This is a genomic window from Brevundimonas sp. KH_060 (assembly GCF_057838275.1).
The window spans coordinates 3,185,200-3,206,182 of sequence record NZ_CM174463.1; the positions used below are offsets into that span (position 1 = coordinate 3,185,200).

At 67.9% G+C, this 20,983-nt stretch carries 21 protein-coding genes; 10 read left to right on the forward strand and 11 right to left on the reverse strand.

What is annotated here, in order from left to right:
* Positions 1 to 6: 6 nt before the first annotated feature.
* Together AC3IPP_RS15725 and AC3IPP_RS15730 are read left to right on the forward strand one after the other, a co-directional pair.
* Positions 7 to 1,287, forward strand: coding sequence for a polyhydroxyalkanoate depolymerase (locus AC3IPP_RS15725; protein ID WP_489149630.1), 1,281 nt, complete (start codon positions 7 to 9; stop codon positions 1,285 to 1,287).
* Complete coding sequence (locus tag AC3IPP_RS15730; protein ID WP_489149631.1) at positions 1,253 to 1,966, forward strand: M48 family metallopeptidase; 714 nt, start codon at positions 1,253 to 1,255, stop codon at positions 1,964 to 1,966. Before AC3IPP_RS15725 ends, AC3IPP_RS15730 begins: the two co-directional genes overlap by 35 nt.
* A 4-nt stretch (positions 1,967 to 1,970) precedes the next feature.
* Here the strand turns inward: AC3IPP_RS15730 and mmcB are convergent, their stop codons facing one another.
* From mmcB to thpR, 3 genes are all read right to left on the reverse strand, one after another.
* Positions 1,971 to 2,417 (reverse strand): DNA repair putative endonuclease MmcB, encoded by a 447-nt coding sequence (mmcB, locus tag AC3IPP_RS15735; protein WP_489149632.1) that lies wholly within the window; start codon positions 2,415 to 2,417, stop codon positions 1,971 to 1,973.
* Between the two features lie 69 nt (positions 2,418 to 2,486).
* On the reverse strand, positions 2,487 to 3,032 hold the full coding sequence (locus AC3IPP_RS15740; protein WP_256968334.1) for a GNAT family N-acetyltransferase: 546 nt from the start codon (positions 3,030 to 3,032) through the stop codon (positions 2,487 to 2,489).
* Between the two features lie 32 nt (positions 3,033 to 3,064).
* Positions 3,065 to 3,604 carry an RNA 2',3'-cyclic phosphodiesterase gene (thpR, locus tag AC3IPP_RS15745; RefSeq protein ID WP_489149633.1) on the reverse strand — a complete coding sequence of 180 codons (540 nt, stop codon included), beginning with the start codon at positions 3,602 to 3,604 and terminating at the stop codon, positions 3,065 to 3,067.
* 126 nt (positions 3,605 to 3,730) lie between these two features.
* Here thpR and AC3IPP_RS15750 point away from each other — a divergent pair, with 126 nt between their 5' ends.
* On the forward strand, positions 3,731 to 4,477 hold the full coding sequence (locus tag AC3IPP_RS15750) for a Bax inhibitor-1/YccA family protein (RefSeq protein WP_003166666.1): 747 nt from the start codon (positions 3,731 to 3,733) through the stop codon (positions 4,475 to 4,477).
* A 74-nt stretch (positions 4,478 to 4,551) separates the two neighbouring features.
* Here AC3IPP_RS15750 and AC3IPP_RS15755 read toward each other — a convergent pair whose 3' ends face one another.
* On the reverse strand, positions 4,552 to 4,893 hold the full coding sequence (locus AC3IPP_RS15755) for a DUF2794 domain-containing protein (protein ID WP_087141553.1): 342 nt from the start codon (positions 4,891 to 4,893) through the stop codon (positions 4,552 to 4,554).
* Between the two features lie 154 nt (positions 4,894 to 5,047).
* On the opposite strand from AC3IPP_RS15755, the gene AC3IPP_RS15760 reads away from it, so the two are divergent.
* From AC3IPP_RS15760 to AC3IPP_RS15770, 3 genes are all read left to right on the forward strand, one after another.
* The gene (locus AC3IPP_RS15760; protein ID WP_162200520.1) at positions 5,048 to 5,845 is read left to right on the forward strand and encodes an enoyl-ACP reductase FabI; all 798 of its coding nucleotides are present in this window, start codon (positions 5,048 to 5,050) and stop codon (positions 5,843 to 5,845) included.
* Between the two features lie 252 nt (positions 5,846 to 6,097).
* Positions 6,098 to 7,270: a benzoate/H(+) symporter BenE family transporter gene (locus AC3IPP_RS15765; RefSeq protein WP_489149634.1), complete on the forward strand. Its 1,173-nt coding sequence runs from the start codon at positions 6,098 to 6,100 to the stop codon at positions 7,268 to 7,270.
* 101 nt (positions 7,271 to 7,371) lie between these two features.
* Positions 7,372 to 7,545 (forward strand): YegP family protein, encoded by a 174-nt coding sequence (locus AC3IPP_RS15770; protein WP_076224443.1) that lies wholly within the window; start codon positions 7,372 to 7,374, stop codon positions 7,543 to 7,545.
* A gap of 51 nt (positions 7,546 to 7,596) precedes the next feature.
* On the opposite strand, the gene AC3IPP_RS15775 is transcribed toward AC3IPP_RS15770, so the two are convergent.
* The 4 genes from AC3IPP_RS15775 to ffh all read right to left on the reverse strand — a co-directional run bounded on the left by AC3IPP_RS15775 (position 7,597) and on the right by ffh (position 11,086).
* Positions 7,597 to 8,310, reverse strand: coding sequence for a glutathione S-transferase N-terminal domain-containing protein (locus tag AC3IPP_RS15775; protein WP_489149635.1), 714 nt, complete (start codon positions 8,308 to 8,310; stop codon positions 7,597 to 7,599).
* Between the two features lie 83 nt (positions 8,311 to 8,393).
* Positions 8,394 to 8,921 carry a ribosome maturation factor RimM gene (gene rimM / locus AC3IPP_RS15780; RefSeq protein WP_489149636.1) on the reverse strand — a complete coding sequence of 176 codons (528 nt, stop codon included), beginning with the start codon at positions 8,919 to 8,921 and terminating at the stop codon, positions 8,394 to 8,396.
* 110 nt (positions 8,922 to 9,031) lie between these two features.
* Positions 9,032 to 9,538 (reverse strand): 30S ribosomal protein S16, encoded by a 507-nt coding sequence (rpsP, locus tag AC3IPP_RS15785; RefSeq protein ID WP_087139744.1) that lies wholly within the window; start codon positions 9,536 to 9,538, stop codon positions 9,032 to 9,034.
* A 24-nt stretch (positions 9,539 to 9,562) separates the two neighbouring features.
* Positions 9,563 to 11,086, reverse strand: coding sequence for a signal recognition particle protein (gene ffh / locus AC3IPP_RS15790; protein WP_087139742.1), 1,524 nt, complete (start codon positions 11,084 to 11,086; stop codon positions 9,563 to 9,565).
* Between the two features lie 503 nt (positions 11,087 to 11,589).
* Between ffh and ppc the strand changes: the two genes are divergently transcribed.
* Complete coding sequence (ppc, locus tag AC3IPP_RS15795; RefSeq protein ID WP_489149637.1) at positions 11,590 to 14,295, forward strand: phosphoenolpyruvate carboxylase; 2,706 nt, start codon at positions 11,590 to 11,592, stop codon at positions 14,293 to 14,295.
* Here ppc and AC3IPP_RS15800 read toward each other — a convergent pair whose 3' ends face one another.
* A complete protein-coding gene (locus AC3IPP_RS15800; RefSeq protein WP_087139738.1) occupies positions 14,296 to 15,261 on the reverse strand; it encodes a magnesium and cobalt transport protein CorA in 966 nt (321 codons plus the stop codon).
* Positions 15,262 to 15,446: 185 nt separating this feature from the next.
* Complete coding sequence (locus tag AC3IPP_RS15805; RefSeq protein ID WP_087139736.1) at positions 15,447 to 17,630, reverse strand: M3 family metallopeptidase; 2,184 nt, start codon at positions 17,628 to 17,630, stop codon at positions 15,447 to 15,449.
* Positions 17,631 to 17,751: 121 nt separating this feature from the next.
* Between AC3IPP_RS15805 and AC3IPP_RS15810 the strand changes: the two genes are divergently transcribed.
* Positions 17,752 to 18,615, forward strand: coding sequence for a glutamate racemase (locus tag AC3IPP_RS15810; RefSeq protein WP_087139734.1), 864 nt, complete (start codon positions 17,752 to 17,754; stop codon positions 18,613 to 18,615).
* Between the two features lie 10 nt (positions 18,616 to 18,625).
* Here the strand turns inward: AC3IPP_RS15810 and AC3IPP_RS15815 are convergent, their stop codons facing one another.
* Positions 18,626 to 19,135: an S-type pyocin family protein gene (locus AC3IPP_RS15815; RefSeq protein WP_087139733.1), complete on the reverse strand. Its 510-nt coding sequence runs from the start codon at positions 19,133 to 19,135 to the stop codon at positions 18,626 to 18,628.
* Positions 19,136 to 19,267: 132 nt separating this feature from the next.
* On the opposite strand from AC3IPP_RS15815, the gene coaBC reads away from it, so the two are divergent.
* On the forward strand, positions 19,268 to 20,491 hold the full coding sequence (gene coaBC / locus AC3IPP_RS15820; protein WP_489149638.1) for a bifunctional phosphopantothenoylcysteine decarboxylase/phosphopantothenate--cysteine ligase CoaBC: 1,224 nt from the start codon (positions 19,268 to 19,270) through the stop codon (positions 20,489 to 20,491).
* 16 nt (positions 20,492 to 20,507) lie between these two features.
* Positions 20,508 to 20,957: a dUTP diphosphatase gene (gene dut, locus AC3IPP_RS15825; protein WP_489149639.1), complete on the forward strand. Its 450-nt coding sequence runs from the start codon at positions 20,508 to 20,510 to the stop codon at positions 20,955 to 20,957.
* Positions 20,958 to 20,983 lie beyond the last annotated feature (26 nt).

Below are 20,983 nucleotides of genomic sequence, written 5' to 3' on the forward strand. Positions count from 1 at the left end.
GGTTTCATGCTCTACGCTTTTCACGAGCTCGCCTATCATTCGGCGACGCCGTTCCGGATCGGGGCCCAGATGGCCCGCCAGTTCTGGACCTCTCCGTTCAATCCGGCGTCGGACACGGCCATCGGCCGCACCGCCTATGCCTCGGCGGAAGTGTTCGAGAGCCTGACGCGCCGCTACGGCAAGCCCGACTGGGGTCTTGAGACGCTCGAGATCGAGGGCAAGCCCGTCCGCACCGCCGAACAGGTCGTCTGGTCCTCGCCCTGGTGCCGACTGGTGCGGTTCGCCCGCAACATCGGCGACCTGAAGCGCGCGGGCAAACCAACGGCGGCGCCCGCCGTGGTCATCGTGGCCCCGCTGTCAGGCCACTACGCCACCCTGCTGCGCGGCACGGTCGAGACCTTCCTGCAGGACCACGACGTCTATGTCACCGACTGGACCAACGCCCGCCAGGTGCCGATGCTGGAAGGGCGCTTCGACTTCAACGACTACATCGACCATGTGCGCGACATGCTGGCGGCGGTCGGGCCGCGCGCCCACGTCGTCGGCGTCTGCCAGCCGGGGCCGCCGGTGCTGGCGGCCTGCGCCGTGATGGCGGCCGAGAACGACCCGAACCGACCCGCCTCCATGACCTTCATGGGCTCGCCCATCGACGCCCGACTGTCGCCGACGACGACCAACCAGTTGGCCGAGGAAAAGCCCTTCACCTGGTTCAAGTCGAACATGATCCACACCGTGCCCTGGCCCTATCCGGGCGTCGGTCGGCGGGTCTATCCGGGCTTCGTCCAGCTCTACAGCTTCATGTCGATGAACGAGGACAAGCACGTCGACGCCCATCGCCGCTATTTCGAGGATCTGGTGGCGGGCGACGGCGACGGGGTCGAGAAGCACGAGCAATTCTACGACGAATATCTGTCGGTGCTGGACCTGACCGAGGAATTCTATCTCCAGACCATCGACATCGTCTTCCAGCAGCACCTGCTGCCGCGCGGCCTGTTGCAGCATCGCGGCGCGACGGTCGATCTGACGGCGATCACCGACATCGGCCTGGCCACCATCGAGGGCGAGATGGACGACATCTCCGGCGTGGGCCAGACCCAGGCCGCGCACGGCCTGACGCCCAACATTCCCGACGACCGGCGCCTGCTCTACGTCCAGCCCAAGGTCGGCCACTACGGCGTCTTCAACGGCCGTCGGTTCCGCGAGGAGATCTATCCGCGCGTGCGTGACTTCATCGATCAGAACGAAGACCTCAGTGTCGTACCGGAACGGTCAGCGTCTGCCGCTTGAGGGCGGCGGCGCCCTGAGGCTGTCGGTCAATCCGCGCGCGCGAAGGCTGTCGATCCGCATCGACGCCCGCGCGGGCGAGGCCGTGGCCGTGGCGCCTAGCGAGCGGCGCCTGGGCGAGGTCGTGGCCTTCGCCCGCACAAAGGCCGGATGGATCGCCGAACGGCTGGCCGCGCGGGTCGACACCCTGGCGTTTGAGCCGGGCGCAATCGTGACCTGGCTGGGACGGCCCTTGCGGCTGGAGGCGACCGGCGGCGCAGGGGCGGCGTGCCTGATCGAGACGGCCGCGGGGCCGGTGCTGCGCTCGGGCGGCGAAGGCGAGGCCTTCTCGCGCCGTATCGAGAACTGGTTTCGTCGCGCCGCGCGCGACTTTCTGGTCGAGCGAACCGAAGTCCATTTGAAGACGCTGGGCCAGAAGCCGGTGAAAGTGTCCATCGTCGACACCCGCTCGCGCTGGGGCTCGTGCAGTCCGCACAATCGCTCGATCCGTTATTCCTGGCGCGTCATCATGGCCCCGCCCGCCGTGGCCGACTACCTGGCCGCGCACGAGGTCGCCCATCTGGTCCACGCCGACCACAGCCCCGCCTACTGGTCCGTCGTGGCGCGCCTGATCGGCGACCCCCGCCCGCACCGCCGCTGGCTGCGTGAACACGGCGCGGCCCTGCACGCCGTGGGCGGATAGGGCTTCAGTCCCGCATCGTCCTGAGCGCGCCCAGGCGCGCGAAGGCCAGGGTCAAGGCCTTGCGGCGTGCGGGGGCCAAGGGCGTGGCGATCGCCTCGCGCACCACCGCCCCGCCGAAGCCGTCGGCGACGATCAGGCCGGGTTCGTCGGGCAGGACGCCTTCAGGAAACTCCGGCGCGACGGCGAAGTAGAAGGCGTCGCAGAAGGGGCCGTACTCCTGCCATTTGCGATCGACGCGATAGTCGTCGATCCCCGACTTCACCTCGCAGATAATGATGTCGCCCTTGGGCCCCAGAGCCATAACGTCGGCGCGCCGTCCGTTGGGCAGGCAGACCTCCAGCAGGGGCGCATAGCCCATGTCCAGCATCAGCCGCGCCGCGCCCCGCGTGACCGACACGGTCGTCTCCGGGCGGCTGAAGACCAGTTCGAGGTGTAGCGCGGCAGCGGCCATGCCGCCTTTATGTTCCGCCTATGTTCCAGCTGCAAGCGTTTCCTCCCCATGCGAATGGGGAGGAGAAGATCAGCGAGCCAGCTTCAGACGGTTCACCCGCCACTCGTCCCGCGTCTGGCCCCATAGGTTGACCGCGTGCTCATGAAACGGCGGCGGCATGACGCCCGGCCCGCGATTGGTCGAGCCCAGCCGCTCGGCCACCTTCTCCGACGCCCGGTTATCGGGATCGATGCAGTGGATGACGTCCGGCCAGTCCAGCACGTCGCAGGCGTAGTCCATCGTCGCGGCGGCGGCCTCGATCGCGTAGCCCTTGCCCGTGGCGTCGCGGTGCAGGCTCCAGCCCACCTCGCGGCCCGGCCAGCCATAGGGATGCAGCGGCCCGATGCGCCCCATCCACAGGCCGGTCGCCTTCTCGATCAACGAGAACATGCCCTCGCCGTGCAGCGCCCACATGCCCGCGACCGAGGCGATGCCGCGCCATACCTCATGCCGGGACTGCACCCCGCCGATGAAGCGCGTCGTCTCGGGGTCGCTCATGAAGTCAGCCCAGCGCGGAAAATCCTCCAGCGTCGGCGGACGCAGGAACAGGCGTTCCGTCTCCAGCGTGGGGCCCAAGGGAGACGAGGGAGGCGATATCGGGCGGTCGATCACAATAGATACTCGCGTTCCAGGGTGTAGACGCTGCCGTCGCCGGTCAGGACGCTGGAATAGAGGCCGAAGCGATCCACGCGGATCGGCGGCGACTTCAGCAGATTGTGTCCGGTGATCCAGGCGCCGATGCGATCAGGATTCGCCTGAGGCTTCAAATAGGCCAGGGTGACGTGCGGCCGGTATTCGCGCTTCTCCGGCGGGACCCCCGCGCGCTCGCCCGCCGAGCGGCAACGCCCGGCCAGGACGTTCAGCGGCTCGGACCGCTCCAGCCCCGCCCACAGGGTATGGCTGCGGTGACTGTCGCCGAAGGCGCCGACGCCGTTCAGGGTGATCTCGAACGCCCCCCCGCCCTCGGCCCGCGTCAGCTCCGAGGCCAGATCATCGGCCGTGCGCTCGGACGCTTCGCCATAGAAGGCCAGGGTGACGTGCAGGGCGTCCAGCGGCCGCCAGCGCGCGCCCGGCAGGCCGGATTGGCGGCGCGCCAGGGTCTCGGCGACGTCCTCGGGAATGACGATGGCGGTGAACAGGCGTAACATGCGACCCTTGGTAGCGGGCGGAACCGGCGGCCGGAAGTCCGGTTTTTCTTGCAAGGACGCCTCAGCGTCCCGATATTTCAGCCAAAGGTCGGGACATTCCCGGCCGAATGGGAGACTTCTTTCGCGATGAGCGATTTCAACAACGGCTATGCGCGCCCGCTTCCGCAGTCGGCGGACATGTCCGTCGACGCCGGTCTGCGCGCCTTCATGCTGGGCGTCTACAACAAGCTGGCGATCGGTCTGGTCGTCGCGGGCGCCCTGGCCTACGTCACCGGCAACGTCCCAGCGGTGCAGCAACTGCTGTTCGCGCGCATGGACGACGGCCGTATCGGCCTGACGATGCTGGGCATGATCGTCCAGTTCTCGCCGCTGGTCATGCTGTTCGGTTCGATGTTCTTCATGAAGAACCCGTCGGCCAAGGGCGTGAACATGCTCTACTGGGCCGTGGTCGCCACCATCGGCGCGGGCCTGGGCGTGCTGTTCCTGCGCTATACCAACGGTTCGCTGGCCTCGACCTTCTTCGTCACGGCCGCCGCCTTCGCGGGTCTGAGCCTGGTCGGCTACACGACCAAGAAGGATCTGACCGGCATGGGCACCTTCCTGATCATGGGCGTGATCGGCCTGGTCATCGCCTCGATCGTGAACATCTTCATGCAGTCGGGCGTGATGTACCTGATCATCTCGGGCGCCGGCGTGCTGATCTTCTCGGGTCTGATCGCCTATGACACCCAGCGCCTGAAGATGACCTACTACGCCCTCGGCGGCGACAAGAACGCCATGGGCGTGGCCACGGGCTTCGGCGCCCTGAGCCTGTTCATCAACTTCATCAACCTGTTCCAGTTCCTGCTGGCCTTCATGGGCAGCCGCGAATAGGGGCTTCGCAAGTCCTAACGGAAAAGGCCTCGACGGCGACGTCGGGGCCTTTTCTTTGGCCCTCGCCTTCCGCCCTACTCCACCACCGTGAACTTTCGGCTGTCGAAGACACGCAGCACCTGGGCCAGGTCGCGGCCGCGTTTCAGCACATGGCCGCCCTCGCCGATCACGGCCCACTGGCCCTGTTTCAGCCGCAGGGCCGGGCGCTTCTCGATACGGTAGAGCGGCGCGTCGCCGTGGCGGCGGAAGACGGCGAACTCGGCGCGATCCTTCTGGCCGGCCATGGCGTAGTCGCGCCATTCGCCCGCCGCCACCATCCGCCCATAGACCCGCAGCATCTGGTCCAGTTCGCGGCGGTCGAAGAAGACCGGCCCCGCCTCCGGTTGCGCATTCGGACTGTCGACGTCGAAGCTCATGCCTACAACTTAGGCCGCTCGCCGCGAAACGCCAGCGACGGATCAGGAAGCGGATCAGGGCCTGAACGCTTGTCACCCGCCGCGCGCCCGTCCAAAAGGCGGAACAAGTTCTAGATACGGAGACGAACCCATGGCGACGAGCGAAGGCTGGGACATGCCCACCGGAGACCTCATGAAGGGCAAGAAGGGCCTGATCATGGGGGTCGCGAACTCCAGCTCCATCGCCTGGGGCATCGCCTCGCAGCTGGCCGCCCAGGGCGCCGAGCTGGCCTTCACCTACCTGGGCGAAGGTCTTGAGCGCCGCGTGCGCCCGCTGGCCGAAAGCGTCGGCGCCAAGCTGCTGATCCAGGCCGACGTCACCGACGACGCCTCCATGGACGCCGCCTTCGCCGAGCTGGAGAAGGAATTCGGCACGATCGACTTCGTCGTCCACTCGGTGGCCTTCGCCAACAAGGACGAGCTGAAGGGCTCCTTCGTCGACAACACCACCCGCGACAGCTTCCTGCTGGCCATGAACATCTCGGCCTTCAGCTTCGTCGACGTGGCCAAGCGTTCGGCCAGGCTGATGCCCAACGGCGGCTCGATGATCACCCTGACCTACCTCGGGTCGGAACGCGTCATCCCCAACTACAACACCATGGGCGTGGCCAAGGCCGCTCTGGAAGCCGCGACGCGCTACATCGCCCGCGACCTGGGTCCGAAGAACATCCGCGTCAACGCCATCTCGGCGGGCGCCATGCGCACCCTGTCGCTGGCGGGCATCTCGGGCGGGCGCGGCCTTCACTCCAAGTCGGCGCAGTTCTCGCTGATCAAGGAAGAGACCTCGATGGAAGGCGTCGCCGGCGCCGCCCTGTGGCTGTGCTCGGACCTGGGCCGCTCGACCACGGGCGAAGTCGTCCACGTCGACGCCGGCTTCCACGCCGTGGGCCTGCCGGACGACATGGAAGGCTGAGCCCGACCGGGTTTCGGACAGACAGAGGGCCGCCGGGCGAACCGGCGGCCCTTTTCTATTATCCCTATTATCTCCGCTCATCCCGGCGGACGCCGGGATCCAGTAAGAGCCAAGGACGCGCCCCTCAGATCAGCGCCTCAATCCCGGCGGCGTGGATGAAGCCAAAGCACTGGGTCCCGGCGTCCGCCGGGATGAGCGGCGAAAGGCGTATTTCCGCTTTCAGGCTCCCGCCGCCCGGCCTAGCTTGAGCGCATGAGTTCCGTGCGCCTGCCTCCTCCCGCCAGTTTCTCGGCCGCCGCCGTGGCGACCGTCGTCGGCTTCGGCGGCACGGTCGCCCTGGTGGTTCAGGCCGGACAGGCCATGGGCGCGTCGCCCGGCCAGATCATCTCCATGGTCACCGCCCTGTGCCTGGGCATCGGCCTGCCCGGTGCGGTGTTGAGCTGGCGGCTGAAGATGCCCGTGGTGCTGGCCTGGTCGACGCCGGGGGCGGCCCTGCTGGCGGCCTCGACGCTCGGCCTCGGCTGGTCGACGGCCGTGGGCGCCTTCGTCATCGCCGGGCTGATGATGGTGCTGACCGGACTGGTCCCGGCGCTGGGCCGGCTGGCCGAGCGCATTCCGGCGGCCGTCGCCTCGGCCATGCTGGCGGGGGTGCTGCTGCCCTTCTGCCTCAAGCTGTTCCTGGTGTTTCCGACCGATCTGATGCTGGCGGCGGGGCTGCTGCTGGTCTTTCTGGTCATGCGTCGACTGGCGCCCGCCTGGTCCCTGCCCGCCGTTCTGGTCGCCGCCTTCGCCGTGCTGGCCGTGCGCGGTCAGGTCGCCCTGCCCGAGGGAACCGGCCTGTTCGGCGCCCTGTCGCCCGTCATGCCCGCCTTCGACTGGAAGGCGGCGGTCAGCCTGGCCCTGCCGCTGTATCTGGTGACGCTGGCGTCGCAGAACCTGCCCGGACTGGTGGTGCTGAGGGCCGCAGGCTACGCACCGCCCGCCGGAAAGCTGATCTTCTGGGGCGGTCTGACCAGCACCCTGCTGGCGCCGTTCGGGGCGCACGGCGTCAACCTGGCCGCCATCACCGCCGCCATCTGCACCGGACCGGACGCCCATCCCGATGCGACGCAGCGCTGGACCGTGGGCGTGATCTACGGCCTGTTCTACCTGGTCGTCGCCCTGTTCGCCGCGCCGCTGGCGGGCCTGTTCATCGCCATGCCGACCGGAGCGCTGGCCGCCATCACCGGCCTGGCCCTGATCGCGCCCCTGACCGGATCGCTGGGCGCCATGATGGGCGAGGCCAAGGATCGCGAGGCCGCCGTCCTGACCTTCGCCGCCACGGCGTCGGGCGTGGCTCTATTCGGCGTCGGCTCGGCCTTCTGGGGGCTGGCGGTCGGCTTCCTGGCCCTGGCGGCGCGACGCTGGATTCCCGCGCGCGGCTGAGCGCCTCACGGCCTTTTACATTTCGCGCCCTTTACGGCCCGAGCGAGGCCGTGGCAGCTTCTTCGCCTTGGCCGACTGGCGGCCGTCAGAGCGAGACGATCATGGCGCACAAGTTCGAAGTCTATCAGGACAAGGCCGGCGAGTTCCGCGTCCGGTTCAAATACAACTCCGAGATCATCTTCTCGACCGAGGGCTATTCCGACAAGTCGGGCGCCAAACGCGCCATCGAGTCGATCAAGAAGTACGTCGGCGACGCCCCGACCGAAGAAGTCTGAGCGGACGCGGGGGCGCGGCGCACCGCCCGCCCCCGCAATCTCGTCTTACGGCTATGCCGGGACGCTCAGGCCCCGCTGCACAGCCGGTCGGGCTAGCCCGCGCGCCAGCCAGGCGGCCACGCGCGGAAAGTCCGCAAAGCCGACCAGTTCGCCAGCGCCATAATGCTCGACCAGGTTCCGCACCCAACCCAGGATGGCGATGTCGGCGATGGTGTAGTCGTCGCCCATGATCCAGGTCCGGGGCTCTCCCCCTTCATTGGCGAGCCGCCCTTCCAGAACCCCCAGCAGCCGGCGCGATTCCGCGACGTAGCGGTCGCGCGGCCGCTTGTCCTCGAATTCGCGACCTGCGTATTTGTGGAAGAAGCCGACCTGGCCGAACATCGGACCAATGGCCGCCATCTGGAAGAAGACCCACTGCAGCGTCTCATAGCGCGCCGCCGGATCGGTCGGCAGGAAGCGTCCCGCCTGCTCCGCCAGATAGACCAGGATGGCCCCCGACTCGAACAGGGCCAGCGGTTTTCCGCCCGGACCGTCGGGGTCGATGATGGCCGGAATCTTGCCGTTGGGGTTCAGCGACAGGAACTCGGGCGTCCAGGTCTCGTCCTTGCTGATATCGACCAGGTGCGCCTCATAGGGCAGGCCCAGCTCCTCCAACAGGATGGAGACCTTCACCCCATTGGGCGTCGCCAGCGAATAGAGTTGCAGCCGGTCGGGCTGCTGCGGCGGAAACTGGCGGGTGACGGGAAAGGCGGACAGGTCGGCCATGGGGCGCTCCGGCTGGTGTGACCCCATTCATGTTGGAGACGTCGCCGCAATCCGCAACCGCTGATGCGGCGAATGTCTGCGCCTCAGTCTTCGTCGCGGTCGCTGACTTCGGTCGGGCGGACGATGCGCAGCCAGCCCTCGCTGATGCGCAGCTCCGGCGCCGCCTCGCGGGTGAAGGGCAGATACCAGGTCGGGCCGCCCTCGGCCGGGGCGATCTCCAGCATGTCGTCGGCGCCGAAATTCTGAACCGACTTCACCTTGCCCAGCACCACATCGGCCGGATCGCGCGCCTCCAGACCAACCAGGTCGGTCAGGTAGAACTCGTCTTCGTCCGGCTCAGGCAGGGCGTCGCGGGTGACGAACAACTTCTGGCCGCGCCGGGCGTCGGCCTCTTCCTTGGTAGCGATCTCCTTGACCCGCGCCACCACGCCCGCCTTGTCCGGGCGCGCGGAAATCAACGTCAACACGGGCTTTCCGTCGGCGCCTAGCAGCGGCGAATAGCCGACCAGGGCCATGGCGTCGGCGGTATAGGCGCTGATCCGCACCTCGCCCTTCACCCCGAAGGCGCCGCCGATCTGGCCGACCAGGACCAGTCTGTCTTCGCTGCTCATGGCCGGGCTCCGTTTGCCGATGCGATGGGTCCAGATAGCAGAAAAGCAGCGCCCCGAAAGGACGCTGCTTTCCCGTTTCAACCGGCCGTGGCCGGATGAAGAGATAAGGCTTAGGCCTGCTCTTCGGTCGTCTCAGCGGCGACTTCAGCAGCCGCTTCAGCCGCAGGGGCTTCTTCAGCAGGCGCTTCTTCCACGGCCGGAGCAGCAGCGGCGGCGGCGGCGGCTTCAGCGGCCTCGGCCTTGGCGGCGGCTTCGGCTTCCAGGCGGTCGGCTTCGCGCTGGGCGCGCTCGGCGGCGCGTTCCTGGGCCTTCTTGCCCGGCTCGGCCTTCTTGGGGTTGTTGCCCTGGGTCCACTTGACCTTGGCGCCCAGAACTTCGTCCTGCGACAGGAAGCGGGCGACGCGGTCGGTCGGCTGAGCGCCCTTGACCAGCCATTCCAGGATGCGCTCCTGCTTCAGGACGACGCGCGGGGTGGCGCTGTCCTTCGGCAGCATCGGGTTGTAGCTGCCGACGCGCTCGATGAACTTGCCGTCGCGCGGGCTGTGCGAGTCGGCGATGACGATGTGGTAGTAGGGGCGCTTCTTGGCGCCGCCGCGGGCCAGACGAATCTTCAGCATTTTCAGTCTCTTTCTAGAAGGTCGTTATTTCTTTTTGGGGAAGCCCGGCAGACCCGGAAGGCCCCCCGGAAGTTGTCCGCCGCCCAGACCCGCCAGGCGGTCCTGAATGGCTTTCATTTCATCGGCCGAGGGCTCCGGCATCTTGCCGCCGCCCAGCGCCTTCAGACGGTTCATGTCGGGACCGCCGCCGCCCATGCCGGGCAGGCCGCCCATCATGGAGGCCATCTTCTGCAGGTTCTTGCCGCCGCCCTTGGACAGCGACTTGACCATGTCGGCCATCTGCCGGTGCTGCTTCAGCAGGCGGTTGATGTCCTGAACGTCAACGCCGGCGCCCTTGGCCACGCGCTTCTTGCGGCTGGCGTTCAGCAGGTCCGGCTTCTTGCGCTCGGCCTTGGTCATCGAGGAGATGACGGCCAGCTGGCGGTCGATCAGCTTGTCTGAGACGTTGTTCTCGGCCATCTGGGCCTTCATCTTGGCCACGCCGGGCAGCAGGCCCATGATGCCCTGAAGACCGCCCATCTTCTTCATCTGGTTCAGCTGGCCCGCCAGGTCGTCCAGATCGAACTGACCCTTGGCCAGCTTGCGGGCCATCTTCTCGGCCTTGGCCTGGTCCAGCTCGCCCGCGGCCTTCTCGACCAGGGCGACGATGTCCCCCTGACCCAGGATGCGGCCAGCGACGCGGCGGGCGTCGAAGACGTCCAGCGCATCGACCTTTTCGCCCGCGCCCAGATATTTGATCGGCAGGCCGGTGACAGCGCGCATCGACAGCATGGCGCCGCCGCGCCCGTCGCCGTCGGCGCGGGTCAACACCAGACCCGTCAGGGGCAGACGCTCGTGGAAGGCGGCGGCGGTGCGCACCGCGTCCTGACCCGTCAGGCTGTCGGCGACCAGCAGGGTCTCGACCGGCTGGGCGATCTCGGCGACCTCGGCCACCTCGTTCATCAGCCCTTCGTCCAGGGTGATGCGGCCGGCGGTGTCGAGGATCAAGACGTCGAAGCCCTGAAGCTTGGCCGACTGAAGCGCACGGCGGGTGATCTGGACCGCGCTCTCGCCCGCCACGATGGGCAGGGTCGCGACCTCGATCTGCTGACCGAGCGTAGCCAGCTGTTCCATGGCCGCCGGACGACGCGTGTCCAGCGAGGCCATCATGACCTTCTTCTTGTCGAACTTCGACAGACGCAGGGCCAGCTTGGCCGAGGTCGTCGTCTTGCCCGAACCCTGCAGACCGGCCATCAGCACGACGGCGGGCGGGGTCGCATTGGTGTTCAGCGGAACCGGCTCTTCGCCGCCCAGCATGTCGACCAGGCCGTCATAGACGATCTTGATGACCTGATCGGCGGGCTTGACCGCGCGGATGACATCCTCGCCGGTCGCGGCCGTCTTGGCGCGGGCGATGAAGTCCTTGACCACCGGCAGGGCGACGTCGGCCTCGAGCAGGGCGACGCGGACCTCGCGCAGGGCCTCCTCGACATCCTTTTCGGACAGGGCGCCGCGGCCGGTGATCCGGTCGAAGACGCCTGTCAGTCGCTCGTTCAGAGCCTCGAACATTCAAACCCTTTCATGCGCCTGGGCCTTGGCCTCCATGAGAAACGCCCATAGGCGGGCGACCTCTGCGAACGATCACGTCGACAGAGGCCCTCTCCATCCTCGTCCTGAAGACAATCAGGGGTCGTGATGGTGGAGGCGCAGGTTCAATTGCGCCGGAAGTCGCGGCTTATGGCGGAAAAACGCGGCAGAGTCGATAGGCGCCTGTGGGGGTTGAACGCCGTTTTACTGCAAGCCCTCCCCATCGATGGGGGAGAGTTGGGCGGGGGTGCGGGTAGATCGTTTGCAAGCGAAGTCTGCGAGACGCGACCCGCCTCATGCGCCTCCTGCCCAATCTCGCGCCGACACCCCCATCCCCGTCCCTTCCCCCATCGAGAGGGAAGGGAGAAGATCATGGCGCCCGCGACAACGCGACCACACAAAGGGTTTCTGCGTTGCAGCATGGACTGGCGCGCTCGGATTCCACTGATACGGTTCCTGTCCGGCCTCCCCGCTGAGAGACGACCATGACCCAGGCTCCCGACTTTCCCCATGACCGCCTCCGCGCGGAGGTCCGGCTTCTGGGCGCCCTGCTGGGCGAGGTGATCCGCGACGAGGGCGGTCAGGATCTCTACGACCGCATCGAGGCGGTGCGGCAGGCCTCGGTGGCCTATCACCGCGACCCGGCCTCGGACGACGCCTCGGAGCTGGAGCGGCTGCTGAGCGAGCTGTCGCTGGATCAGGCCATCGGCCTGACGCACGGCTTCGCCGCCTTCTCCCTGCTGGCCAATGTCGCCGAGGATCGCGCGGGCAAGCGCCGCGCCCAGGCCCAGGCGGAGGCGGGCGAACGGGCCGACACTCCCGAGGGCGCGCTCAAGCGTCTGGCCGAGGCGGGCGTCGACAGGGACGCCGTGCGCGACCTGCTGGCTCAGGCCCTGATCTCGCCGGTGCTGACCGCCCACCCGTCCGAGGTGCGCCGCAAGAGCGTCATCGATCGCACCACGGCGGTGGGCGAGCTGCTGGACGGCTGCGACCGCGACGGCATCGCCTGCGACGCCGAGACGCTGAAGGCGGCCCTGCGCCGCCAGATCGTCATCCTGTGGGCCACGCGTCTGACTCGCGCCTCGGCCCTGGTGGTGCAGGACGAAATCGACACCGTGGTCGATTGGCTGCAGCGCATATTCCTGCATGTCGCCCCGGCCCAGCTGGCCGAATGGCGTCGCCTGCTGGACGCGCCGGACCTGGCGCCCTTCGTGCGCATCGGCTCCTGGGTCGGCGGCGACCGCGACGGCAATCCCAATGTCGACGCCACGACCCTGCGCGCCGCCTTCCGCAGCCAGGCCCGCGCAGCGCTGAGCTTCTATCTGGACGAGGTGCACGCCCTGGGCGCCGAGCTCAGCCTGTCCATCGACCTGACCCGCGTCACGCCCGAACTGGCCGCCCTGGCGCAAGGGTCCGGCGACGCCTCCATCCAGCGCGCGGACGAGCCCTATCGTCTGGCGCTCAGCCAGATCTACGCCCGCCTGTCGGCCGCCTATCCGCTGCTGACCGGCGAGCCGACGCCGCGCCCGGCCCGCTTCGACGTCCCGCCCTACGACGGCCCCGGCGCCTTCAGCGCCGATCTGAGTATCCTGCACGACAGTCTGGTTCAGACCCACGGCGCCGTCTTCGCCGACGATCGGCTGGCGCGGCTGATCACGGCGGCGGAGGTGTTCGGCTTCCACATGGCGACGCTGGACCTGCGCCAGAACTCCGACGTGCATCAGCGCGTGGTCGCCGACCTGCTGAAGGTCGCGGGCGTCTGCCCCGACTACGCCGCCCTGGACGAAGCCAAACGGCTGGCCGTGCTGGCGCGCGAACTGGCCAGCCCGCGCCCCCTCTTTTCGCCCTACGCCGTCTATGCGCCCGAGACGCTGAAGGAGCGCGCCATTCTTCAGGCCGCCGCCGAAGCCCTTTCAATCTTCGGCCCCCAGGCGATCCGCACCCACATCGTGTCCAAGACCGACGCCGCCTCGGACATGCTGGAGGTCTATCTTCTGCTCAAGGAAGTCGGCCTCTACGACCCGGCCGCCCCCGGCGCCTGTCCCATTCAGGCCGCCCCGCTGTTCGAGACCATCGACGACTTGCGCGCCGCTCGCGCCACGCTGGAACGCGTTCTCGCCGAACCTTCGGCCCGCGCCGTGGCCGAAGCGCGCGGAGTGCAGGAGGTGATGATCGGCTATTCGGACAGCAACAAGGACGGCTCCTACCTGACCTCGGGCTGGGAACTGCACGAAGCCTCGCGCGCCCTGCTGGAGGTCACGCGCGCGGCGGGGGTGCGGCTGCAACTGTTCCACGGCCGGGGCGGCGCCGTCGGGCGCGGCGGCGGCTCCAGCTTCTCGGCCGTGCTGGGCCAGCCCGCCGGAACCGTCGCGGGCCGCATCCGCGTCACCGAACAGGGCGAGGTCATCGCCAACAAATACGGCGAGCCGGAGGTGGCGCAGCGCAACCTCGACGCCCTGACCTGCGGGACCCTGCTGGCCTCACTGGGACCGCAGTCCGACGCGAGCTACAGCGCCGAGCACGGGGCCACGGCCGCGCGCCTGTCGGCGGCCTCGATGAAGGCCTATCGCGCCCTCGTCTATGAAACGCCCGGCTTCGTCGACTATTTCCGCGCCGCCACCCCCATCGCCGAGATCGCCGACTTGAAGATCGGCTCGCGCCCGGCCAGCCGCACCACCTCCCCCGCCATCGAGGATCTGCGCGCCATTCCGTGGGTGTTCAGTTGGTCGCAGTCGCGGGTCATGCTCCCCGGCTGGTTCGGCTTCGGCTCGGCGGTTCAGGGCGAAGACCCGGCCGAACTGCGCGCCATGGCCGAGGCGTGGCCCTTCTTCCGCACCGTGGTCCAGAACATGGAGATGGTGATGGCCAAGGCCGACATGGCCATCGCGCGCCGCTACGCCGGACTGGTCCCCGACCCCGCCCTGGCCGAACGCATCTACGCCGCCATCCGCGCCGAATGGGACCGCACCGTCGCGGCCGTCCTGTCGATCACCGGCCAGCAGGCCCTGCTGGGCGGCCAGCCCGAACTGGATCGGCTGATCCGCCAGCGCATGCCCTATGTCGAGCCGCTGAACCATGTGCAGATCGAGCTGATCCGCCGGCGTCGGGCGGGCGACGACGACCCGCGCGTCAGCAACGGCATCCTTCTGGCCATCAACGGCGTGGCGGCGGGCCTCAGGAACAGCGGCTGACTACAGCCACCGGGTCCGCTTGAAGGTGACGTACAGGCCGATGCAGATGGCGACGATCAACGCCAGGACCGCCGGATAGCCATAGGTCCAGCGCAGCTCGGGCATGTAGTCGAAATTCATGCCGTAGATGCCCGCCACCGCCGTCGGCGTCGCCAGGATGGCGGCCCAGGCGGCCAGCTTGCGAGTGATGACGCCCTGACGCTGCTGCTCCAGCAGGTTGGACACCTCGAACACCGAGGCCAGGATGTCGCGCAGACCCGCCGCCCGGCTGGACACACGCCGCACATGGTCGGCCACGTCGCGGAAATAGGGCCGCACCTCGCGGTCGATGCAGGGCAGATCCAGCGACTGCAACTTGACGCAGACCTCCTCCATCGGCCCCAGCACCCGGCTGAACTTCAGCAGCTCGCGGCGCAGCTGAAACAGGCGGGTGATGTCGGCGCGCGACAGGAAGCTGTCGAGGGCGACCTGCTCCATCTCCAGCACCTTGTCCTCGATGGCGTCGATGATGGGGATGTAGCCGTCGACGATGAAATCCAGCACCCCGTGCAGGATGAAGTCCGGCCCATGACTCAACTGGTGCGGCGAGGCTTCCAGCTGGGCGCGCAGCTGGGTATGGGCGCGGGCCGAGCCGTGACGGATGGTGATGACGTAGTTGGGGCCGACGAAGACGTGGGTTTCGCCGTACAGAATGCGGTCGCCCTTGGCCTGGGCCGTGCGGGCGACGATGAAGAGTTCCGAGCCATAGACCTCCAGCTTGGGGATCTGGTGCGCCGTCAGAGCGTCCTCGACCGCCAGGGGATGCAGGTGGAAGCGACGCACCAGGACGTCGAACTCCTCGTCCGACGGCTCGTGCAGGCCGATCCACAGGTATTCGCCCTTGGCCAGGGCCAGGCCCTGATCCGTCAGCGGCGCGTCGCGCACCCGCTTGCCGTCTTTATAGACGTAGGAGGCGACGACGCTCATGGGCGCTCCTTCTTTGCTGGGCCGCGATCAGAAGGCTCAGCCTTCTCGACCCGACGCAGCCCGTGACACAGCCAAGGCTTACGCCACCTCAACAGAAATAGAAAAGGCCCGGCGGATCGCTCCACCGGGCCCTCTCCAACTTTATCACCCCACGGGCCTCAAGTAGGCCGAAGGCCGATAGGCCACTAGGAAACCGGGAAGCCGCGCACTTTCAGCAGGGCCGCCACGTCCGGGTTGCGGCCGCGGAACTGGCGATAGGCGTCGCCGCGATCCGTGGTGTTGCCCGGCGCCAGGATGATCGACTTGAAGCGGCCACCGATGTCCGGGTTGAAGACGTCGCCCGACTCTTCGAAATAGGCCCAGGTGTCGGCGTCCATCACTTCCGACCACAGGTAGGAGTAGTAGCCGGCCGAATAGGCGTCCGAGGTGAACAGGTGATTGAACTGCGGCAGGCGGTGCCGCATCACGATCTCCTTGGGCATGCCCAGACGGCCCAGCGAGGCCTTCTCGAAGGCGTCGATATCGGTCGGCGGGGTGGCTTGCGTATGCAGGTCCATGTCGACCAGGGCCGAGGACAGATAGCTGACCGTGGCGTAGCCCTGGTTGAAGGTCGAGGAGGCCTCGATCTTGTCCACCAGCGCCTGCGGCATCGGCTGCTTGGTCTCGACGTGCTTCATATAGCCGTCGAGGATCGGGCGGCTCAGCACCCAATGCTCGTGCACCTGCGACGGATACTCCACGAAGTCGCGCGGCGTGTTGCCGAACGAGGGATAGGTCACCACCGACGAGAAGTAGTGCAGGGCGTGGCCGAACTCGTGGAACAGGGTCTCGGCGTCGTCCAGCGAGATCAGCAGGGGCTGGCCGTCCGGCGCCTTGACGAAGTTGTTGTTGTTCGAGGCCAGGATCGGCTTCGAACCCGTCAGCTGCGAGAACGAGCGGTAGGTGGTCATCCAGGCGCCCGAGCGCTTGCCCGGACGGGCGAAGTCGTCGGCGTAGAACAGGCCGATCAGCTTGCCGGTGGCCTTGTCGGTGACCTCATAGGTGGTCACGTCCGGCTCGAAGGTCGAGACGGTTCCCTTGGGCAGCGGCTTGAAGACGAAGCCGTACAGGCGCTCCGCCATGTAGAACGACGCCGCGCGCACAGCATGCAGTTCGAAGTAGGGCTTCAGCTCGTTCTGATCGAGGTCGTACTTCGCCTTACGCACCTTCTCGGCGTAGTAGAGGTAGTCCCACGGCTCGATGTCGTGACCGGCGATCGCCTTCATGTCGGCGACTTCCTCGGCGACGCGTGCCTTGGCCGGGGCCCAGACGCGCTGCATCAGGTCCATCGCCGCGGCCGGGGTCTTGGCCATGGTGTCTTGCATGCGCCATTCGGCGTGGTTGCCGAAGCCCAGCAGGCGGGCGCGCTGCTGACGCAGGGCGACGATGCGGGCGATGGTCGACTTGGTGTCGTTGGCGTCGTTGTTGTCGCCGCGCTTGGCGAACTTGGTCCAGACCTGCTGACGCAGGGCGCGATCATCGGCGAAGGTCAGGAAGGGATCGACGCTGGAGCGGGTGTTGACGATGACCCAGCCCTGAACGTTGCGCGTGCGCGCGGCGGCGGCTGCTGCGGCCTTGTTCGAGTCCGGCAGGCCCTTCAGACCGGCCTCATTGGCGATGACCGTCCAGGTGTTCTCGTCGGCGACCACCTTCTGGCCAAAGCCGGTGAAGGCGTTCGACAGGTCGGTGTTGATGCGGCCCAGTTCGGCCTTGCCGGCGGCGTTCAGGGCGGCGCCGTTGCGTACGAAGGCGTCGCGGCTGCGCTCGGCCAGACGCTTCTGCTGGGCGTTCAGGCCCGCGGCGTCAGCGCCGTCAGCCACGGCCTTGATGCGGGCGAACAGCTTCTCGTTGAAGGTGATCTCGTCCGAGGCGGCCGACAGGATCGGCGACAGCTCGGTCTCCAGCACGTCCCACTGCTCGCCGCCGATGTTCGACGTCATGACGCTGAACACGTTCAGGGCGCGGTCCAGCGGTTCGCCGACCATTTCCATCGCCGCCAAGGTATTGGCGAAGGTCGGAGCTTCGGCGTTGTTGGCGACGGCGGCGATGTCGGCGCGTTGCAGTTCGATGCCTTCCAGGATGGCTTCGCGCATCTTGGGCGCCGTCACCTTGTCCCACGGCGGCACGCCCTCATAGGGGCCGGTCCAGGGCTGCAAAAGCTCGGCGCGCGGCGCGGTCGCCGGCAGGACGGCGCGGGCGATGCGGGCCTCATCGGCGGTCGTCAGGGCGGCGACAGCGCCGCTCATGGCGCTCTCCACGGCCCCGGCCGAGGCGCAGCCCGACAGGGCGAAGAGGCTCGCGCCCCCGATGAGAAGATGGCGTCTGTGCATCCAGGTCTCCCAACCATAGCTGTTTCGGACGTCCTTCGGCGCAGCGGCCCCCGACGTCGCATAAATCCGGTTTAGTCCTAACTATTGGACGGCGAAACCCCGCGAGGCTAAAGGCCGCTGCATGGCGATAGGTGTTTTCGACTCCGGCGTGGGGGGCCTGACGGTCCACCGCGAACTCACGACCCGCTTTCCGACGCGGGACTTCATCTATCTGGGCGACCAGGCCCACGCTCCCTATGGCGGGCGTAACGGCGAGGACATCGTCGCGCTGACGCGCGCCGGCTGCGAACGCCTGTTCGAGGCGGGCGCCTCCGTGGTCGTCCTGGCCTGCAACACGGCCTCGGCCATCGCCCTGCGCCGCCTGCAGCAGACCTGGATCCCGGCCATGCGCGAAAAGCTGGGCCGCCCGGTCAACGTCTTGGGCATCATTGTCCCGACCATCGAGGCGGCCACCGGCCTGCCCTGGTCCTTTGAGGCCGAGCGCAACGGGCGGCTGGAAGGCGAGAAGAAGGAGGCGATCGACATCACCGGCGTCTTCTGCACCGCCGCCACGGCCATGAGCCGGGTCTATGAGATCGAGATCGACAAGCGCCGCGACGACCTGGCCGTCTTCACCGAGGCCTGCCCCGGTCTAGCCGGTCTGATCGAGCTGGGCGCCCCGCCGGAGGAGCTGAAGGTGGTGGTCGACGACCACGTCGACGCCCTGCGCCGCCGCATCGGCCGCCACCCGGACAAGGCCATCCTGGGCTGCACCCACTATGAGATCGTGGCCGACCTGTTCGCCCAGGCCCTGCCGCCCGGCGTCCAGGTCATCAGCCAGCCCGCCGCCGTGGCCGACTCGCTGGAGCGCTATTTCGACCGCCACCCGGAATACGACCTCGGCTCTTCGTCGCGCCGCGACTTCCTGACCACGGGCACGCCCGGCCCGCAGTCGGATCTGGTCGCCCAATTCTGGGGCGCGCCCCTGACGTTCGATCAAGTCTGAGACCACCCCGCTATTCGGCGGAGCGTGACGCGTTGCGACGCTGGCCGAAGGTCGGGGCCCGCTCCTTTTGTTCGGCCCAATACGTCGGACCGTCGTCCGGTTTGAACATGGTGCGCGGCACCCCGTTGCGGTCCACCACGGCGAAGGTGTTGGTCGAGGCCTGATAGAAGAGCGTGTCGCCGTTCGGTCGTTTGACCGTTTCGGTTCCCTTCGGCGTTTCCTCGGTGAAGGCCCGCACCTTCTGCAGGTAGTCGTCGGCCGACTTGGCGCCGAAGGCCGCGCCGTTGCGCTCATAAAGCCTCTGCACCTTGGCGTCGGCGGTCTCGCGCCGGTTGGCGGTGACGGGCGGCTTGGCCGCCTCGACCGGGGCGTCGACCGTATCTTCGACCGCCTCGGCCGCCAGAAGACCCACCGGCTCCGCCGCGCTTCTCTCGCGTGTCTCAACCGCCGAGCCGCCGTTGTCGCACCCGGCCAGCGCCAGCACCGTCGCGGCCAGCACCGCCGTCACCCGCATCCGCATGGAAACCCTCCCCGCATCTCGTCGAACACAGTTAGGCACAAGATTTTTGTTCTGACAATGTTCCATTTGCGCGGACGCTAGCCAGACGGCTTTGTCTCGACGCCGTCACGCGACGCGGCTACAGATTCCAGCATGACCGCACCCTCGCTTTCCGGCCGCAAGGTCCTGCTGATCGTCGGCGGCGGCATCGCCGCCTATAAGGCGCTGGAGCTGATCCGCCTGCTCAGGAAGGCGGACGCCGAAGTGATGACCGTCCTGACCAGATCCGGGGCCGAGTTCGTCACCCCCATGTCGCTGGCGGCCCTGACCGGCCATCCGGTGCGGCAGGACCTGTTCATGCCGGAAGACGAAACCGCCATGGGCCATATCGAACTGTCGCGCTGGGCCGATCTGGTGGTGGTGGCGCCCGCCACGGCCGGGCTGATCGCCAAGGCGGCCAACGGCATGGCCGACGACCTGGCCTCGACCACGCTTCTGGCCACGGACAAGAAGGTGCTGCTGGCCCCGGCGATGAATGTCCGCATGTGGCTGCACCCGGCGGTGCAGGCCAATGTCGAGCGGCTGAAGAGCTTCGACGGCTTCCACGGCATGGCCGTGGTCGGGCCGGACGACGGCATCATGGCCTGCGGCGAGTTCGGGCCGGGCCGCATGGCCGAGCCGCCGATCATCTTCGACGCCATCGCCCGCCTGCTGGCCGGACCGGACGGACGGCCGCTCACAGGCCGGACCGCCGTGGTCACGGCCGGACCGACCTTCGAGCCGATCGACCCGGTGCGCGGCCTGACCAACCGTTCTAGCGGCAAGCAGGGCTACGCCGTCGCCGCCGCCCTGGCCGAATTGGGGGCGCAGGTGACGCTGATCTCCGGCCCGGTGGCGCTGGATGCGCCCGTCGGCGTGACCCGCGTCTGGGTCGAGGCCGCCACCGAGATGAAAGCCGCCGTCGAAGCCGCTCTTCCCGCCGACATCGCCGTGATGAGCGCCGCCGTCGCCGACTGGCGCGTGGACGGCGTCGCCTCAGGCAAGATCAAGAAGGCGCCCGGCGGCCCGCCGTCGCTGGCCCTGATCGAGAACCCCGACATTCTGGCGGGCGTCTCCGCCCCCGGCCCGCGCCGCCCGAAGCTGGTGGTCGGTTTCGCCGCCGAGACCAGCGACCTCGAAGCCAACGCCCGCGCCAAGCTGTCGCGCAAGGGCTGCGACTGGATCGTCGGCAACGACGTGTCTGACGAGGTGTTCGGCTCGGACGGCAACGCCGTGACCCTGTTCACGCAAAACGGCGACGAGCCGTGGCCGCGCCAGTCCAAGACCGAAGTGGCGAGGAAGCTCGCCCAACGCATCGCCGATCACTTCAAGGCCTAGAAGAGACCTCCCCGTCATGACCACCATCCGCGTCGAACGCCTGCCTCACGCGCAGGGACTGGCCCTGCCCGCCTATGAGACCGCCGGTTCGGCGGGCATGGATTTGCGCGCCGCCATCAGCGAAGGCGAGACCGTGGTGCTGGAGCCGGGTCAGCGCAAGCTGATCCCTACCGGGCTGAAGATCGCGCTGGAGCCGGGCTATGAAGCCCAGGTGCGCCCGCGCTCGGGCCTGGCGCTCAAGCACGGCATCTCGGCGCCCAATTCGCCGGGCACCATCGACAGCGACTATCGCGGCGAGGTCGGGGTCATCCTGATCAACCACGGCGAGCTGCCGTTCGAGATCAAGCGCGGCGACCGCATCGCCCAGATGGTCATCGCCCGCTATGAGCAGGCCCGGATGGTCGAGGTCGAGGCGGTGGATGAGACCACGCGCGGCGCCGGCGGCTTCGGCTCAACCGGGCGTTGACGAAAGCCTCACTTTCATCCTCGGAG

What these genes read in the sequence shown, in the direction of transcription:
- AC3IPP_RS15810 (WP_087139734.1), top strand. Translation starts at nt 17,752, where the DNA reads ATGGCGATAGGTGTTTTCGACTCCGGCGTGGGGGGCCTGACGGTCCAC.
- AC3IPP_RS15800 (WP_087139738.1), bottom strand. Translation starts at nt 15,261, where the DNA reads ATGAGCGTCGTCGCCTCCTACGTCTATAAAGACGGCAAGCGGGTGCGC.
- rimM (WP_489149636.1), bottom strand. Translation starts at nt 8,921, where the DNA reads ATGAGCAGCGAAGACAGACTGGTCCTGGTCGGCCAGATCGGCGGCGCC.
- coaBC (WP_489149638.1), top strand. Translation starts at nt 19,268, where the DNA reads ATGACCGCACCCTCGCTTTCCGGCCGCAAGGTCCTGCTGATCGTCGGC.
- thpR (WP_489149633.1), bottom strand. Translation starts at nt 3,604, where the DNA reads ATGTTACGCCTGTTCACCGCCATCGTCATTCCCGAGGACGTCGCCGAG.
- rpsP (WP_087139744.1), bottom strand. Translation starts at nt 9,538, where the DNA reads ATGCTGAAGATTCGTCTGGCCCGCGGCGGCGCCAAGAAGCGCCCCTAC.
- ffh (WP_087139742.1), bottom strand. Translation starts at nt 11,086, where the DNA reads ATGTTCGAGGCTCTGAACGAGCGACTGACAGGCGTCTTCGACCGGATC.
- AC3IPP_RS15755 (WP_087141553.1), bottom strand. Translation starts at nt 4,893, where the DNA reads ATGAGCTTCGACGTCGACAGTCCGAATGCGCAACCGGAGGCGGGGCCG.
- ppc (WP_489149637.1), top strand. Translation starts at nt 11,590, where the DNA reads ATGACCCAGGCTCCCGACTTTCCCCATGACCGCCTCCGCGCGGAGGTC.
- AC3IPP_RS15770 (WP_076224443.1), top strand. Translation starts at nt 7,372, where the DNA reads ATGGCGCACAAGTTCGAAGTCTATCAGGACAAGGCCGGCGAGTTCCGC.
- AC3IPP_RS15765 (WP_489149634.1), top strand. Translation starts at nt 6,098, where the DNA reads ATGAGTTCCGTGCGCCTGCCTCCTCCCGCCAGTTTCTCGGCCGCCGCC.
- AC3IPP_RS15815 (WP_087139733.1), bottom strand. Translation starts at nt 19,135, where the DNA reads ATGCGGATGCGGGTGACGGCGGTGCTGGCCGCGACGGTGCTGGCGCTG.
- AC3IPP_RS15805 (WP_087139736.1), bottom strand. Translation starts at nt 17,630, where the DNA reads ATGCACAGACGCCATCTTCTCATCGGGGGCGCGAGCCTCTTCGCCCTG.
- AC3IPP_RS15775 (WP_489149635.1), bottom strand. Translation starts at nt 8,310, where the DNA reads ATGGCCGACCTGTCCGCCTTTCCCGTCACCCGCCAGTTTCCGCCGCAG.
- mmcB (WP_489149632.1), bottom strand. Translation starts at nt 2,417, where the DNA reads ATGGCCGCTGCCGCGCTACACCTCGAACTGGTCTTCAGCCGCCCGGAG.
- AC3IPP_RS15750 (WP_003166666.1), top strand. Translation starts at nt 3,731, where the DNA reads ATGAGCGATTTCAACAACGGCTATGCGCGCCCGCTTCCGCAGTCGGCG.
- AC3IPP_RS15725 (WP_489149630.1), top strand. Translation starts at nt 7, where the DNA reads ATGCTCTACGCTTTTCACGAGCTCGCCTATCATTCGGCGACGCCGTTC.
- dut (WP_489149639.1), top strand. Translation starts at nt 20,508, where the DNA reads ATGACCACCATCCGCGTCGAACGCCTGCCTCACGCGCAGGGACTGGCC.
- AC3IPP_RS15760 (WP_162200520.1), top strand. Translation starts at nt 5,048, where the DNA reads ATGCCCACCGGAGACCTCATGAAGGGCAAGAAGGGCCTGATCATGGGG.